Origin of the sequence: Methylobacterium sp. XJLW (genome assembly GCF_003254375.1) — a bacterium.
In the GTDB taxonomy this organism is placed as follows: Bacteria; Pseudomonadota; Alphaproteobacteria; order Rhizobiales; family Beijerinckiaceae; genus Methylobacterium; species Methylobacterium fujisawaense.
Genome location: NZ_CP016429.1, coordinates 5348851 through 5365078, shown reverse-complemented (window position 1 = coordinate 5365078; position 16228 = coordinate 5348851). Strand labels below are relative to the sequence as shown.

At 68.6% G+C, this 16228-nt stretch carries 10 protein-coding genes, 1 tRNA gene and 1 pseudogene; 7 read left to right on the top strand and 5 right to left on the bottom strand.

What is annotated here, in order from left to right; translation table 11 throughout:
* Positions 1–188: 188 nt before the first annotated feature.
* A complete protein-coding gene (locus A3862_RS24730) occupies positions 189–1838 on the top strand; it encodes an RNA-directed DNA polymerase (protein ID WP_111474389.1) in 1650 nt (549 codons plus the stop codon).
* Between the two features lie 80 nt (positions 1839–1918).
* Here the strand turns inward: A3862_RS24730 and A3862_RS32205 are convergent, their stop codons facing one another.
* On the bottom strand, positions 1919–4546 hold the full coding sequence (locus tag A3862_RS32205; protein ID WP_236961488.1) for a serine protease: 2628 nt from the start codon (positions 4544–4546) through the stop codon (positions 1919–1921).
* A 249-nt stretch (positions 4547–4795) separates the two neighbouring features.
* A tRNA-Arg gene (locus tag A3862_RS24720) sits at positions 4796–4872 on the bottom strand.
* 195 nt (positions 4873–5067) lie between these two features.
* Here A3862_RS24720 and A3862_RS24715 point away from each other — a divergent pair.
* From A3862_RS24715 to A3862_RS24700, 4 genes and pseudogenes are all read left to right on the top strand, one after another.
* A pseudogene (locus A3862_RS24715) lies at positions 5068–5881 on the top strand (IS5 family transposase).
* 811 nt (positions 5882–6692) lie between these two features.
* Positions 6693–7787, top strand: coding sequence for an acyltransferase family protein (locus A3862_RS24710; protein ID WP_043756488.1), 1095 nt, complete (start codon positions 6693–6695; stop codon positions 7785–7787).
* A gap of 83 nt (positions 7788–7870) precedes the next feature.
* Positions 7871–8293, top strand: a complete 423-nt coding sequence (locus tag A3862_RS24705) for an RNA polymerase sigma factor region1.1 domain-containing protein (protein ID WP_043756490.1) — start codon at positions 7871–7873, stop codon at positions 8291–8293.
* 79 nt (positions 8294–8372) lie between these two features.
* Positions 8373–8762 carry a phage holin family protein gene (locus tag A3862_RS24700; protein ID WP_043756492.1) on the top strand — a complete coding sequence of 130 codons (390 nt, stop codon included), beginning with the start codon at positions 8373–8375 and terminating at the stop codon, positions 8760–8762.
* 228 nt (positions 8763–8990) lie between these two features.
* On the opposite strand, the gene A3862_RS24695 is transcribed toward A3862_RS24700, so the two are convergent.
* The 3 genes from A3862_RS24695 to A3862_RS24680 all read right to left on the bottom strand — a co-directional run bounded on the left by A3862_RS24695 (position 8991) and on the right by A3862_RS24680 (position 13991).
* Positions 8991–10751 (bottom strand): sensor histidine kinase, encoded by a 1761-nt coding sequence (locus A3862_RS24695; protein ID WP_100793942.1) that lies wholly within the window; start codon positions 10749–10751, stop codon positions 8991–8993.
* A gap of 6 nt (positions 10752–10757) precedes the next feature.
* Positions 10758–13619: a hybrid sensor histidine kinase/response regulator gene (locus A3862_RS24685; RefSeq protein ID WP_052083587.1), complete on the bottom strand. Its 2862-nt coding sequence runs from the start codon at positions 13617–13619 to the stop codon at positions 10758–10760.
* Between the two features lie 153 nt (positions 13620–13772).
* Positions 13773–13991 carry a hypothetical protein gene (locus A3862_RS24680; RefSeq protein ID WP_043356299.1) on the bottom strand — a complete coding sequence of 73 codons (219 nt, stop codon included), beginning with the start codon at positions 13989–13991 and terminating at the stop codon, positions 13773–13775.
* 222 nt (positions 13992–14213) lie between these two features.
* On the opposite strand from A3862_RS24680, the gene A3862_RS24675 reads away from it, so the two are divergent.
* Complete coding sequence (locus tag A3862_RS24675) at positions 14214–15458, top strand: MFS transporter (protein ID WP_043761057.1); 1245 nt, start codon at positions 14214–14216, stop codon at positions 15456–15458.
* A complete protein-coding gene (gene fhuF / locus A3862_RS24670) occupies positions 15455–16219 on the top strand; it encodes a siderophore-iron reductase FhuF (protein ID WP_111474058.1) in 765 nt (254 codons plus the stop codon). The genes A3862_RS24675 and fhuF overlap by 4 nt, the downstream gene beginning before the upstream one ends.
* The last annotated feature ends 9 nt before the right edge of the window (positions 16220–16228 follow it).

Genomic DNA, 16228 nt, shown 5'->3' with positions numbered 1-16228 from the left:
TCATTCGAATAATCGACCCAGCGATCACACATGTAAAGCTGCTATTTCGTAGCCGCCCCGCACAAATTATATCAAGACGACAGAAATGCGCGGCAATATCTTAGAAGTGATGCTCACGATGCTTGCATGGCAACACTTAATTAGAGCTGCCATGCCGAAGTCCAACCGCCCGATGAAGTTAGGATCCGATGGTTTCTACGAGAGATCTCTTAATGGAGAAGGGCTTATTTCCAGAAACCCTTCCACCGTGCTTTGATAGCTCAGGAATTATCAAAGCTTTCCACGGCATTATTTCCGAAATTAACGATCGATCGCTTCATAAGGGCCGGTTCACACGATACGCTAGATATGTCGGAACCAAACACGACGGCAATCGGCGATTTTATGCCACGCCCAACCCAGTCTCCTATCTGCCGATAGCGCAATTTTTGCAAAGTCACGAAAGAACTCTGTTTCGACAATATAATAAGTCAGCATTTTCGATAAGCGCGCCACAAATCAGCGAGCCAAGCGCCGACCGAGCGATATCCATAAGCTCGCTGAGCGAATTGTCAGGCAGACTATCTGGAAAGATCAGATATGCGCCATATTTATTGAAGACGGACATTGCTCAATTCTTTCCGAGTATATACACTCATGTCATTCCTTGGGTTGCGCACGGCATCAGCTCGGCTAAAATCGATCAAAATAGACATTCAAAAAGTGTAACGTTTAACAAACTAGATTGGTATTGCCAGCAGTGCCAAAACAGCCAGACTCGTGGGATACCGATTGGACCGGATGCTTTCCGAATGATAGCCGAGTCCATTGCCTGTGAAATTGACAAACAATTGGCGCAGCGCGCAGAGAAGTACATTATTGGCGCCGTCAGACACGTGGATGACTATTACATAGGAATAAAATCTGAGTTTGATGCTGCAATTGTGCTTTCTACATTGCGGGATGTGCTCCAAAATTTCGAACTTCAAATCAATGATGCAAAGACAAGAATTGTTTCCGGCCTAGAACCAATTGATGATATTTGGGCGCAGAGATTGCGCGCCCTTGATGCATCTCCATTCAGTTTGGATGGTCCAGGTAGATTACTTGATGAAGCATATGCTCAGTCGAGAGCAATCAATTCTGAAAGCCCGATGAAATTAGCACTCCGACGCCTAGACCAATTGCGTTGCTATGAAAGCAGTTCGCACTGGACAAGGATCCAAAATCAGCTTCAAAGGATCGCATTTCATTTTCCTCATTCTTTGGATTATATTTGTCTTTTGGCCGTAAAAAGGTTTGCCATATCGGGAGAGATCGACATCGATGGCTGGAGTGAGGTCGCCTCTGCCTTGATCAGCAGACACGCTGATTTTGGGCACCATCATGAGATTTGTTGGATGCTATGGCTGGTCTCGTGCTGCCGCCTGAACGTACCACGTGCGATCATAGATCGAGTTTCTAATATCCGCGACACTCACACGAGCGCGCTATTGATTGCCGCCTATGTATCCGGACGAATCTCGCACAAACCTGCAATAGCATTCCCAAAAAAATTAAGCTCAACTGATGAAAATTGGCTGCATAACACAGTGGCCCGGTCGGACGAATTTGTAAAATCAAGCTTTGGTGGCCCTCTAAGTGGCGAATTCGAACATATAAGCTCAAGACACGTTAGATTAATTGATTTCGAGAAACATCTTAGTGCCGTTGCGCTCGAAAACGCCAATGCGATCAGTCGGTCTAAGTATGGGTATGATTTGGAAGATTCCGATGAGGACTATACGGATAAAGATGACGAGTATGATCGCCAGCCGTATGATTTTGACTCCGGTGATGAAGAAGATTTCTGGTCGTGATAAGCGCGTCCCACGGGTTTGATGATGGAAGACCCGAAGCGGCTGCTGTCGGCCTATCTCCACCCGCCCGCTGCGTGCTCCTATCGACAGGCTATGAAAGCGCTGAGCCCTTTGGCATGCTCAGCCAGATCGGCCGGAGGCAGGGCGGCGGTGTCGGTCCCTGTCGCGTAGGCCACGCCGTTGCTCTCCAGGAATGCCCCCGCCAGCGACCCCTTGATGGCGAAGTTCACGTTCTGCGGGATATCGCCATTCGTAGCCACCATCACCTTCAAGGCATTCAGCTTCGCGCTCACCACACCGATCAGGTTGCCGGAGGCGTCCACGAGCGGGCCGCCCGAGTTGCCCGGCTGAACGGGTGCTGAGATCTGGAAGTAGCGGCTGTCATCGGCGAGCCCCGTCAAAGCCGTGACGTTACCCAGCGTGAAGTTGCCCGAGGTCGAGAGCATGCCCGACATCGGGTAGCCGAAGACCGCCACCGCCTCGCCGAGCCGCACGCCTGTGCGCAAAGCGGCGATCTTCACCGGAGTGATCTCAGCCTTCAGAAGCGCAAGGTCGTTCGTCCGGTCCTGGGCCACAAGCCGAGCGGCTACCAGCCCATTCGGTCCATTCACCTCAATGGCCGCGCAGTCCTGAACGACATGGGCGTTCGTCAGCAGGTGGCCAGCGCGGCTGATGAAGAATCCGGTGCCCGATGAGGCCGTATGCGGCTTGGAATCCGGCGGCCGAGGAGCGACTGCGGGCGGCATCGGGACGACCGGCTGTGAGGGCGTGGCCACCGCGACCGCCGGAGGCGGCGGAGCCACGGCGATCGGCGCCGTGAACGGCGCGCCCGACATGCTGGCGGCCAGCGACCCCGAAACCAGCACCGCGACGCGCTCCATGTGCAGGTCGGTCTCGGCGGACTTCCAGGCCAGGAAGAAGCCGAGCGTGCCAGCCCCGTCCCGATGGAAGCGCATGTACCAGTCAAGCCCGTCCGTTCCGGACGCCGAGATCGCGAAGAAGTCCGGGCGCAGCACCTTGTAGTTCACCCGTGCGCCGTCCCCGGCGAGCCGTTCGAGGGCGGCGCGGTAGCCGTCTTCGAGCGCGCTCGGGGTGGCGATGTAGGTGAGCGTCGCGCGCTTGGCCGGGTCGGTCCAGGTCACGCCCGAGCCCGTGCGCTCCTCGCGCAGCCCGAGGCCAAACGGCACCCAGATCGGGTGGCCCCGGTACGGATGCGCCGCGGCGCGAAAACCCCAGATGCGCAGCAGCGGGGTCGCCTCGCTCATGAGCGCGGTAGCTTGCCCCCCATCGATCACCCCGGTGACGGGTAGCCCGCTCTGCGACTGGAAGCGCACCACCGTCTCGAACAGTCGCTTGGAGAAATCGACGTTCGGCACGGCGACCTGATGGCCGGTGGCGGTCAGCAGCACCTGGAGGCGGATACGCTCATTCACCGGCTGGGACTCGAAGGCCGCAGCGGCGACCTCGTACCGGGCAGGGCCCGCAGGCACAGTGATCGCGGGCGGTGCCACCGCCAGCGGTCCGAGCCAAGGTGTCGGATAGCCCGCTTCGTTCAGGTGACGCCGTAACGTGGTCGGGAAGTCGGTCTTGCGTCTCCGCGCGTCTGGGCATTTGGCCAGGGGCAGGGCGACCGTGCATTCCTCGTAGGGCCACTCGGCATTGCGGTCGTAGAGTTGCAGCATGCGCGCCCACGCGGCCTCACCGCGTCCGACGAGGATGCTTTGCGCGACCCAGCCGCCGAGGAAGTTGTTATCATGCCACCGCTCGGGGTCGAGGTTTGCCGCGTGCTCCATCCCGGCGAGCCGCTGGCGCTGGTAGCCCGCGAAGTTGGCGTGGCGGGTCACATCCTCCAGCCGTCCGGCCCGCACCCAGTGGATCTGAGCGGGTGGATTGGACGAGGCATAGGGGCCGAAGGCATACAGGAAGCTGTTGTCGCCGTTGAGCAGTTCGTAGGTGCCGTCTCCGTCAAGGTCCTCAAAGGCGTAGCCGCCGCTATCCAAGGTCTCGCCGTCCGCGACCAACCAGCGGTCTGTGCGCGAGTCCTGCGTGGCGATCTTCGTCACCGTGCAGCAGTGGGCGCCGCCCCAGAACGATGAGAACACGAGGCTGACGCGGGGCGAGATCGGGTCGAGACGCACGGCGGCGACCTCGGCGAAGTCCGTGTTCGAATCGTCGTCTGTCCCGCGCGTGGATTGATCGAGGGACATGGCAAAGGCCGCCTGTCCATCCTCGCGGCCCACAGCAACCGGGTGGCGATCACCATCCTTCCCTCTGGCGCTGCTGAGGTGCACGGACAGGCTGCCGACGCGCAGGATGCTATCGTGCTTACCGTCAAACTTGGCGCTCGGCCCGCTGGGCGAGGGCGGTGGCGTCCAGACCTGCTCGACGTAGCTATCACCGCGCGAGAAGATGAAGTCGCTCGGCAGACCACCTGTGCGGGTGAGGCGCTGGCGCAGGGCGCGCGGATCCGTGGCGTTCTCCGGCCCAGCGACGACCGCGAACCAGCCGTTGGCCGCACGCATGACACGCACGCTCGGGAACTGCCAGCGATGGTAGCGGGCGACGCCGATGGCAGCGTCGAGGTCAGGTCGGCTGGCCAGAACGACCCACCGAGCGTTGCCGGACAGCGCGAGGCCGCCTGCGTAGGCGTGACAGGGCGGCGCGATCAGAAGGATCGCCGCAACAAAACCGGCCCACAATCTGCCCATGCCAACCTCCGGGAGGCAAACTGGCTGGGTCAGGACACCGAATCAACCTGAAGTCGGAGGCTATCCAACCCTCACGCGAGGGCTCGATCTGCCAATGTCAAAAATTTTCTGAACGTGCGACGCTGTTGAGGTGGTCTCTATCACGCCCACAGGCGACATCTTTGGCACACCTCCGGCACACCATCCCTCGAAAGGTCAGGGGCGCCAGATAGGTGAATCAGATAAGTCGCTGACGAATGTGGGAAAATTTGGCGCACCCGACACGATTCGAACGTGTGACCTTTGCCTTCGGAGGGCAACGCTCTATCCAGCTGAGCTACGGGTGCTGGCCGTGGCCATTCCCTAGCCCAAGCGCGCGAGGAGCGCAACGGCGGCGATACGATCACGCTCCGCCTCCAATCGCCTCGACGGGGACGTCGCGGGGCTCCTGCGGCCACGGTCGCAGGTTCGAAGCGTGTCGGGAGCGCGTTTCGCTTCGAAAGCGTTGCGTCCCCGACCTTCGCCTACAGCCAGTTGGCAGGATGCAGTCCCGCCGTGCCTATCCGTCCGATGTCAGCGATGAAGAATGGGCGCTGGTCGCCCCCTACCTGACCTTACTTCCCGAAACGGCCGCTCAGCGCGAGCACAATCTGCGGGAGGTGTTCAACGGGCTGCGCTACGTGGTGCGATACGGCGTGGCTTGGCGTGCGATGCCCACGATCTGCCGCCCTGGCACGCGGTGTACGATCAAGCCCAACGCTGGCTGAGGGCGGGCTGCTTCGAGACCTTGGTCCACGACCTGCGCGCCGTGCTGCGCCTGGCTTCGGGCCGGACCGAGGAACCTTCGGCCGTGGTCCTCGACAGCCGGACGCTGCGCTCGACGCCCGAGAGTGGGGCCCGCGCCGCTTGGGACGGCCATAAGCGCACCCGGGATCGAAACTGCACGCGGCCGTCGATACGCTCGGGCAGGTGCTGGCGTTGCACGTCACGCCCGCCAATGCCGACGACCGCGCCGCCGTGGCGAGGTTGGCTGATGCCGTGCAGGAGGCGACCGGCGACAGCGTGAACCTCGCCTATGTCGATCAGGGCTACACAGGAGAGCGTGCGGCGAAGGCAGCAGCCGATCACGGCATCGCTATGGAGGTTGTGAAGCTACCCGAGGCCAAGCGCGGTTTCGTGCTGCTGCCACGCAGATGGGTCGTCGAGCGTGCCTTCGCTTGGATGGCCCGCTTCCGCCGATTGGCTCGCGACTACGAGCGCCTGCCAGCCACTTTGGCCGGATTGCACCTCGTCGCCTTCAGCGTCCTGCTCCTCCGCAGGGCCGCTGACTTCGCTGCAGTCCGTAACAGCCTCTAGGGCACGGAGGGTTGGGGATCAGGGTTGGGGACGAGGGCGGGGCCGAGGTCGACGGGGCGGCCTCTCGACCGCAAGACGCTGTTCCACCTCGATCAGGACGAGCAACGGTCGGTACGGAGGCGCGGCGCGCGCTGGAGCCGCGACGTCGCCCCCGACACGCGCGACGAGGGACGGCGCTTCCGGCATCCGCGTCGTGGTCGACGATAGCTCGCGGGCGTGCGCGGCGCTTGGGACGACCATGCGGGTGGCGACAGAAGGCACACCCGCGTCGGCACGCCGGATCGTCCAGGACGTCACCCGCGCGGCAGCGGAGGTACCGATACCGACACGAGCCCGACAGGCTGGATCTCGCGCGGCACTTGGGGTGGTGTAGGTAGGAACAGTGCCGTTGAAGGCGCACATCGATCGTGCCGGCCCGACGGCCCGGCCCGACGGACGCGGCTTTCAGACGCGGCTTGCCCGCTGCGGAAGGCAGTCGCGGCGAGTTGCCCGATGGGCCCCAACGGCGCCGCGAGCGCGCCACACGCGATGACCGGCAGTTCGGCGATCGGCTCAGAGACTGAATTCTATCGCAGCCCTCAGCACCTTGAAGGGTCGGCCCCTCCAGCTTCGGAGGGCGACGCGCTGTCCGGCTGAGCTGCGGGCCCGGGCCACGGCCATGCCCTGATCCGACTGCGTCGCCCGTGCAACGGCGCCCGTCCCATCGCGCGGCGCCGCCCGATCCCCATCCGGTGTGGCGCCGGCGTCCTTGCCTTCGCGCGCCGCTTCTTGACCCCTGAACACCGGGCAGAGGGGTCGGGAGCGAACAGCGGTGGCGGAGGTGACGGGCGGCCGGGATCCGCGGGCGAACAATTTCGGGTCCCTGCGCCTCCTGTTCGCGACCCTCGTGATCCTGGCCCACGCCCCCGAACTCGTGGACGGGAACCGGTCGCGCGAGTTGCTGACGCAGGCCTTCGGCACCCTGTCCCTCGGGGAGATCGCCGTCGACGGGTTCTTTCTCGTGAGCGGCTACCTGATCACCGCGAGCTACCGCGCCAAGCGCTCCTTCGCGGATTACCTGATGCGGCGGGCGCTGCGGATCTACCCGGCCTTCGTGGTGGCGTCCCTGCTCTGCATCGCCGTGGTCGCGCCCCTGGGCGGCGGCGACCTCGCGGCGGCCTCGCCGCTGGAGGCCCTGGCGCGGCTGTCGCTGCTCCTCATGCCGGTGGTTCCCGGCACCTTCGCCGGGCTGCCCTATCCGCTGCTCAACGGATCGATGTGGACGATCCCCTGCGAGTTCGGCTGCTACCTGCTGCTCGGCCTCGTCGGCACCGCCCGCGCCCTGCGCCGGCGCGGGCGCTATCTCGGTCTCCTCACGGGTCTCGGCATCCTCCTCGCCCTGCGCTGGCTCTACCTGCCCATCGGGCATCCGGGAGATGCCCTCGGCTCCCTGTCGGAGATGATCCGCCTCACCTTCGTGTTCTGCTGCGGCGGCGCCTTCCGGCTCTTCGCCGACCGGATCACCTACACGCGCCGCGGCGCCGGCCTCGCCGCCTTGCTGCTGGTGCCGCTCCTGTTCAGCCGGCCATTGGCCGAGCCGGCCTTCGCGCTCCTCGGCGGGTATCTGATCTTCTGGTTCGCCTTCGCGGTGCGTCCCAATGCCCTCAGCCGCGCCACCGCCCAGATCGATCCGTCCTACGGGCTCTACCTCTACGCCTGGCCGCTGCAGAACCTGCTGATCGCCCGGATCCCCGGCATTTCCCCCTGGGCGGTCGCGGCCCTGGCGCTCGGGGCCGCCATGCCCCTCGGCCTGCTGAGCTGGTTTCTGATCGAACGGCCGATGCTCCGGTTCCGCGCGGGAACGGGCGCCGCCGCAAGCCCCGAGCCCGGCCCCATACCGGCGGCGCGTCCGGCGCTCAGCGCCTAGCGCCGGACGCGCCGCCGGGTAACCGGGCCCGCCCGGGCGCGTTTCGCGATAGACCATCGGGTCGCGGCCGGGGAGGACGGGGCATGACGCAGGGTCTGGATCGCGGCACGCTCGACCGGCTGATCGCCCTCGGCCGGAGCCGGGGCGCCATCACGGCCGACGATCTGCGCACCGCGCTGCCCGTCGAGCGCATGGATGTCGATGCCCTGGTTCTGGTGATGCTGGAGCTGGAGGCGGCGGGCGTGAGCGTCGAGCCCGAGGCCGTCGGCCCCCCGGCGAACCGGCCGGTCTCGACCGCGGTGGAACTCCCGGCACCGAAGCCCGGCACGCCGCCGGACCGGGCCACGGAGGCAGGATACGGCGCCGCCGCCTTCGCTGCGCCCAGATCCGCTGCGGCGGCCCCGCCGGAGCCGATCCCGGACGACCGGGCCGATGCCAGCCGGGCGGTCATCCTGGCCGGCCTCGCGACCGTGCTGATCCTCGGCGCGGTGCTCCTGATGCTGTGAGCGTCGGGGGCGGAACGCTTCGGCCCGCGGCCCCGTTGGCCCGGGACGGCCGGAAACGGCCCCGAGGACCATCGTATCCATGCGTCAGACCCCGGACGGAACCCTCGCCCTGCTGATCGCGGCCTTGCGCGAGGGGACCGCGCACGTGGAGGCGCTGCTGACGCTGGCGCGGACGGAGATCGACGGCAACATCCGGGCGATCGTATCGCTGGTCGCCATCATCGGCACGATCCCGGTGCTCCTGATCGTCACCTTCTTCCTCGGCCTCGACGCCGTGGTGAAGCTGCTGGCGGTGCCGTTCGGTGCCGAGGCGCCGGCCGCGCTGCTCGTCGCCGCGCCGTTCCTGGCCGTCGCGCTCGGCCTCGGCTGGATGGGCGTGCGCCGGATGGCGCTCTCGAACCTGGAACCCTGGCGGACATGGCGACAGGTGAAGCGGGACGTCCGGGAGGTTACACGCATCAGCACCTGATCCCGGGACCGAAAGGTCGTTTTCCGTCAGGTGGCTATGCCCGTTCGTTCACGTGTGACGCGAGCGGCCCGGCGCTTCGCCGGCAGAGGGACTGCTTCGTCGTTCCGCATCCTGTCCAAGCCAGCCGGCCCATCGCGCCCGGCTGATCCGGATGTGCTGAACCGATCAATCAGAATGTCGCCTCAACGCCCTGTCGTATCGAGACAATCTTGCTGAACCCCGTGGGCTCTAGCCCGTGGGTGCCAGCATCGTGCCGAGCCCCGGATCCAGCGGCACGTCGATCCGGCACTGGAGGCCTTGGGGCTCGAAGGCGAGATCGACCGTGCCGGCGAGCTCGCGCCGCACGCCGCCGGCGATCAGCCGCGTCCCGAAGCCGACCCGGGTCGGCGGCTGCACCGGCGGGCCGCCGCTCTCCTCCCAGCGGAACCGCAGATGTCGCGCGCCCGGCGCGAGCGACCACGTCACCCGGACGCGGCCCTCGCGGACCGAGAGGGCGCCGTACTTGGCGGCATTGGTGGTCAGTTCGTGGATGGTCATGCCGAGCGCGAGCACCTCGCGGGGGCTCAGCGAGACGTCCGGACCGTCCAGGCGGATCTGGTCGCCGCCGGTCCGGTAGGGGCTTAGTTCGTTCTCCAGCACCTCGCGCAGGGACGCCCCGCTCCAGTCCTCGCGGGTCAGGAGGTCGTGGGTCTTCGACAGGGCCAGGATCCGCGCCTCCAGGACGTCCGCGGAGCCGCGGGACTGGCGGGCGAGGGCCTGGACGGTCGCCAGGGTGTTCTTCACCCGGTGGTTCAGTTCGTGCAGCATCGTGCCCTGCTGCGCCTGCAGGGCGCGCCCGTTCTGGATCTCCGCGTGCAGCGCGGCGGTGCTGCGTTGGAGGGTGCCGGCCATGGCGTCGAGCTTGCTGCCGAGGCGTTCGAACTCCGTGGCGCCGCGCAGGCCGGTGCGGGCGGCGAGATCACCGGCCTGCCAAGCCGCCGCGATGTGCAGGAGCCGCTCGACCGGGCGGCGGATGAAGAGCCGCCCGGCCACGAGGGCGGCGGCCAGCGCCAGCGCCGCCCCGAGCGCGATCAGCACCAGCCCGCGGCGCGTGGCGGCGTCGATATCCGCGAAGGCGGCGGCATGGTCGCGCCCGACCACGACGCGCACCCCCGCCAGCGGGCCGTCCGGCGTTGCGGCCGCGATGATCCGCAGGCGGCCGTCGAGCCCCTCGGCGACGCGGACTTCGCTGCCCTGGATCTCCCGCATGGCGCGCTGGTCGGGCGGGAGCGGCTTGCCGATCCAGGCGGCCTCGTCCGGACGGCGGGCGATGATCAGGCCGTCGCGGTCCGTGACGGTGATCGCCGTCTCCGCTTGATGGAGCGTCTGTTCCAGATGATCGGAGAGCCAGTCGAGGTCGACGGCGGCGAGGAGGACGCCGGTGGGGGCCGCCGTCGCGTCGCCGGCATGGACGGCCCGGGCGAAGTGGATCGAGGGCCGCCGCGTCTGGAGGCCGACCGCGTAGCCGCCCACCGCGTAGCCGCCCGTCTCCAGGGCGCGGCGGTGATAGGCGCGGTCGCGGCTCGTGTAGGAGCCCGCCGGGGAGCTGGCACTGTCGCAGAGCACGGCGCCTTCGGGATCGGTGAGGGCGATCAGCAGCACGTGCGGCAGCCGGGCGGCGGCGCGCCGCAGGTAAGCGGTGCAGGACGCCGGGTCGCGGGTCTGCACGGAGGCATCCCCGGAGATCAGGTCGAGAGCCTGCTGCATCCGCTCGGAGATCTGCGCGAAATCCTCCGCGACGTCCCGCGCGATGGCGCGGGCCTCGGCCCGCACAGCCGCGTCGCGGCTCGCCCGCAGGGCGACCTCGTTGTAGCCCTGGATCGCCAGCGCCGGGGCGAGGGCGAGCAGGACGAGCAGCAGGATGCGGGTCGTCAGCGACAGAGGCAGCGAGAGAGGCGGCGGCGGCGGCGACGGCGGCGGGGCGGCGGGGCGTGGGACGCGGGGCGGCATCGGCGGTCAGTCGCGACCGGCGATCATCGCCCGCACCCGGGCGGCCAGCACCTCCACGGAGAACGGCTTGGTGATCATCTGCATCCCCGGTTCCAGGTGACCGGTGCCGAAGGTCGCGTTCTCGGCATAGCCCGTGATGAACAGGACCTTCAGGTCCGGCCGGTGCGGGCGGGCCGCATCCACCATCTGTCGGCCATCGAGGCCGCCGGGTAGGCCGACATCGCTGATCAGAAGGTCGATCCGGCCCGGTCCCCGCAGCAGGGCGAGCCCCGCCCGGGCGTCCGCGGCCCGGACCGCGGTGTAGCCGAGGTCGGCCAGCACCTCGACGATCAGGTCCCGCACCACCGGCTCATCCTCCACCACCAGCACGGTCTCGCCGCGCGCCGCCCGGTGCAGCACCGTGCGATCCGAGGCCACGGATTCGGGCTCCGCGACGCCGCGGTGGCGCGGCAGATAGAGCGTGACGGCGGTGCCGCGCCCCGGCTCCGAATCGATCCGGACATGCCCCTCGGACTGCCGGGCGAAGCCGTAGATCATCGACAGGCCGAGGCCGGTGCCCTGGCCCAGCGGCTTGGTCGTAAAGAACGGATCGAAGGCCCGGGCGGCGACCTCCGGGCTCATGCCGGTCCCGGTATCGCTGACGCGGATGCTCACGTAGGAGCCCGCCCTCGCGCCGGCCTCCAGCCTTGCGTCGGCGTCGCCCAGGCGGGCGTTTCCGGTCTCGATCACGAGGCGGCCGCCCTCCGGCATCGCGTCCCGGGCGTTGATGGCGAGGTTGAGGACGGCGTTCTCGAGCTGGTGCGGGTCGCACAGGGTCAGCCACAGGTCGGCCGCCGTGACCAGGGCGAGTTCCACCCGCTCTCCCAGGGTGCGGCGCAGGAGCTCCTCCATGCCGGCGATCAGCGGGTTGGCGGCGGTCGGCTGCGGCGCCAGGGGCTGGCGCCGGGCGAAGGCGAGCAGCCGGTGAGTCAGGGCCGCCGCCCGGTTGGCCGATGCCATGGCGGCGCCGGCATAGCGCTCGATCGCGTCGAACCGCCCCTGCCGGATGCGGGTCTGCATCAGCTCGAGGGAGCCGATGATGCCGGTGAGCAGGTTGTTGAAGTCGTGGGCGATGCCGCCGGTGAGCTGACCGATCGCCTCCATCTTCTGCGCCTGCAGGAGCTGTTCCTCGGCGCGGCGCTGCTCGGTCAGGTCCCGCCCGACGATGTAGAACAGCCCGGCCCCGGGCTCGGGCACCGCGGTCCACATCACGACCCGGCGGTCGCCCGCGCGGGTGAGGACGCGGTCGACGAAGCCCGCCACCCTCTCGCCGGCGGCGAGCCGCCCGACCACCGCGGCGGCCTCGGCATGGTCGTCCGGATCGATGAACGTCGCGAACGGGCGTCCGAGGAGCTCGGCCTCGGTCCAGCCGAGCATGCGCGCCCAGGCCGGGTTGACGCTCTTGAGGAAGCCGTCGAGCCCCGCCGTGCCCATCAGGTCGTTGGTGGTCTCCCACAGCCGGTCGCGCTCGCGGGTGCGCTGCGTGACCTCGGAGAGCAGCGCCGCCTCGACCTCCTTGCGGTCGGTGATGTCCTGGACGAACACGTGGAAGCCGTCGACCGCCCCGCCGGCATCGCGCCGGGGCAGATAGCGGATCTCGGCATCCCGGTGGCGCCCGTCCGCGTGGGGCCACGCCGCCTCGAACAGGACGGCCTCGCCGGCGAGCGCGCGCTCGATATAGGTGCGCCGCAACTCGGCATTCGCCGGAGTCAGGAGCGCACGCACGTCGCGGCCGACGATCTCGGAGGCCGGGCGGAAGAACCAGTCCTGATAGGCCGCATTGGCGAAACGGTAGATGTAGTCCCGGCCGATGAAGGCGATCAGCACCGGCAGCGCATCGGTGATGAGGCGCAGCTCGCGCTCGTTGGCCTCGGCGAGCCCCTCCGCGGCCTTGTGGTCGGTGATGTCGCGCACCGCGCCGACGAACCGGACCGCACGCCCCGCGCCGTCCCGCTCGAACGCGCCGCGCCAGGCGATCCAGCGCTCCGCGCCGGTATCGGCCCGCCGGATCCGGTAGGCGACGTCCCGCGCGGCGCGGCCGGCCGCGCGGTCGGCCCGCCGGGCGATCAGGCCGGCATCGTCCGGGCTGACGAGGCTGGCGATGACGTCGACGGGGAGCCGGTCCTGCTCCGGCAGCCCGTAAAGGCGAAAGAAGTTCGGCGTCCCGTGGACGGTGTCGCTGGCGATGTCGATGGTGAAGACGCCGACGCCGCCGGCCTCCTGGGCCCGGCGCAGGCGGCCCTCGGAGGCGCGCAGAGCCGCCTCGGCCCGGGCCTGCGCGCCGATCTCGGTATTGACCCCGAACCAGCGCGCCACCCGTCCGGTGGCGTCCCGCAGGGGCACGATCCGGGTGAGGAAGGGCCGGAACACGCCGTCGGCGCCCCGCAGGGGGAAGACCATCTCGAACGGTTCGCCGGTGGCGATCGCGGCGGCCCAGACCGCCTTGACCCGCGGCAGCTCGGCGGGGTCGTGGACAGCCTGCCAGCCCCAGCCCGCCATCGCCTCCTGGGTGGTGCCGCAATAGTCGAGCCAGCGGCGGTTGTACCAGAACAGGTAGCCGTCGCTGCGGGCGAGCCAGCACAGGATCGGCAGGTGGTCGGCGAGGTTGCGGAACTCGGCATCGTCGAGCCGTGCCGGGTCGGGATCGGGCAGGGTCGCGTCGATCCGCGCGGGCGCGCGCCAGAAGGCGCGGCCGAAGGCGGTCTCGTCCGCCGGTGCGACCGCGGCGTCTGTCTCCGCCCGGGCCGCGAGGGCGGCACGCAGGCCTGCGACCTCGTCCGCGAGCGCACGGTTGCGCTGCCGGAGATCCGCGACCTCGTCCACACTCATGAATCGCCGCCGGATCGGGCGGACGCGATCGACACGCGCGCGCAGGCGGATTCGAGAGCGGGATGCGGTGCCATACCGGCGTTTTTGCAGAACCGGCCGGCCCTTGCCAGTGCGCCGCGGGATCCGGGCGCCGGAAGCGTGGGCGGGATCGTCTCAGCGCCCGCGGGGGCGGCCGGCCTGCGGGCGCAGGTACAGGAAGCTGCGCTCGCCGGTAGCGGCTTCGGCCACGTGCTGGATCGTGTCGAGCAAGTCGGCCACGGCCTGCGGCGCGGCCGGACGGAACCCCGCCTTCGGCTCGACCCAGCGCTTCTGCGTGCGTCCCGCGGCGATCTGAGCTTCGCTCAGCGCGTCGAAATCCCGGCGTCGGGTCATGGTTCTGCCCTCCGCCTGGGATTCTGTCGGCGGTATGGTTGACGAAAGGTTAACGCAGGATCCGCTCTCCGCGAGGGGACAGCGCGCCGCATCTGCCGACCGGCTTGATCCAAGACCCGGCCCCCTCTAAACAACAAAAACTGAGGTAAATCAATAGATTAGTGTGATTATAAACTGCAGCCCCCGGGACGGCGCGGGACTCAGACCAGCGTGTGGGCCGCGGTGACCGGATCCGCCGGCCCCGCCATCGGCACCCGGGTCGTCGACGCCCTGGCCGGGCTGCGGCCGCTGGCGCCGTTCTTCTGCCTGTACGTGACCTTCGGGGCCACGCTCGGCTTCCTGTCCGGCGGGGCGCCGCTGATCCTGCGGGCCCGGGGCGTGGAGCTGGCCGAGGTCGGCCTGCTGCAATTGATCAACCTGCCGGTCGGGCTGACCTTCCTGTGGGCGCCCGTCCTCGACCGGCTACGCCTGCCGTTCCTCAGCCATCGGATCGGCTGGATCGTGGTCGCGCAGGCCGCTTCGGTGCTCCTGCTGGTCGCCCTGAGCTTCGGCGAGACCTGGCCGCTCCCGGCGCTGCTCGCCCTGGCGATCGCCGCCTGCGCCTGCGTGGCGACCATGGATATCGCCCTCGAGGCGCTGGTGGTCGAGACGGTCCCGGCGGACGAGCGGGCCTACGTGGCCTCGGCCAAGCTGTGCGGGGCCTCCCTGGGCGGGATCCTGGGGGTCGGCGTGCTGGTCGGCTCCTACGACAGCCTGGGCTGGCACGGGGCGGTCCTGGCCTGCGCGGCGCTCGACGCCCTCTGCCTGCTGCCGATCCTCGGCTACGGGGAGGCGCGCCTGCGCGGGGCCGGGCCAAGACTGGAGCGCGGGTCGGGCGCGCTGGCGCGTCTGCGCCGCCTGGCCGGACGCGTGCTCGTCCTCGGGGCCTATTTCGCCGCCTCCTATCTCGTCGCCGGGCCCAACACCCTGGCGCTCCTCGATCTCGGCGTGTCGCTCGGGCAGGTCGGATCGCTCACCGGCACCGTCCTGCCGGCCGTGAACCTGGTGATGGCCCTGGCGGCGGGGGGCTTGGCCGCGCGGTTCGGCACGGTCCGGCTGATCGCCGCGGGCGCCCTCGGCGTCCTGGCCTCAGGGGGCCTGATGGCCGTCGCCTGCGCCGGCCGGATGGCGGATCTCGGAATCGCCGCCACGGTGCTCAGCTTCGTCGCGGGCGGTTTCCTGGGCGTGCCGGTCTTCAACATGATCTACCGGTGGGCCCAGGGGCCGAGGCCCGCCACCGACTACGCGCTGCTGTTCGGGGCCGCCTTCTTCGCCGCCATGCCCCTGCGGGTCGCCGCTCCGGCGCTCGCCGGCTGGGTCGGCTGGCCGGGCTACTTCGCCGCCAGCCTGCCGCTCTACGCCGCCGCGGTGGCGTGGCTCGCCGTCGCGGTGGGCCGGACCCTGCGGGCCGACGGGGTGGCGCGATGATCGCCGAGGTCGCCGCGCAGATACCCGACTCGCTCGCGGCCTATCGGGACGGCGTCGCGGACGGTCCCGGCGGCCCGGAGGCGGTGCCCCTCGGCGCCCTGCGCGACCCGGACGTGTTCGACGCGACGCTGGCGGCCTTCGGGGCCGGGTTCGGCGCGGAGTTCCAGACCGCGGATCCGCGGATCCGGGTCTCGTACTGGAGCCAGTTCTACCTCGCGGCCCTGGCGACGCCGGCGCTGACGGCCCTGGTCCGCCTCGGCCGGCCGTTGCCGCTCGCCTTCGATGCGATGCGCCTCGAACTCGACGCGGCGGGGCGGCCGTGCCGCTTCCGCCTGCCCGCGAACGGGTCCGGCTGCGCGGCCTGCCCGGCGCCCGGCCTCACCGGGCTGGTGGAGGCGCATCTGCGCCCGTTCGTGGAGCTGTGCCATGCCCGATGTGGCATCGCCCCCCGGATCCTCTGGGGTAACGCGGCGGTGATCCTCGACTACGTCGCCCGGGAACTCGGGACCCCGCTCGGGGACGGGGGCGGGGACGGGGCGGGGGCCGGGGCGCCCCCCGCCTGCGCCGCCGCCTGTGACGACGTCGCGGCCTGCCTCGGATGGCGTCCGGGCCCGGGCTGCGTTAGGAGCCCCCTGGCGCAGGCGCTCTGTCCGGGGACGTCGGGGTGCCGGCGGCGGCGCGTCTGCTGCCTGCGCCAGCGCCTGCCGGGGGTGCCGTCCTGCGGCGCGCTCTGCCCCGTCGCGTGCGCCGCCCCACGCTGATCCGAGCCG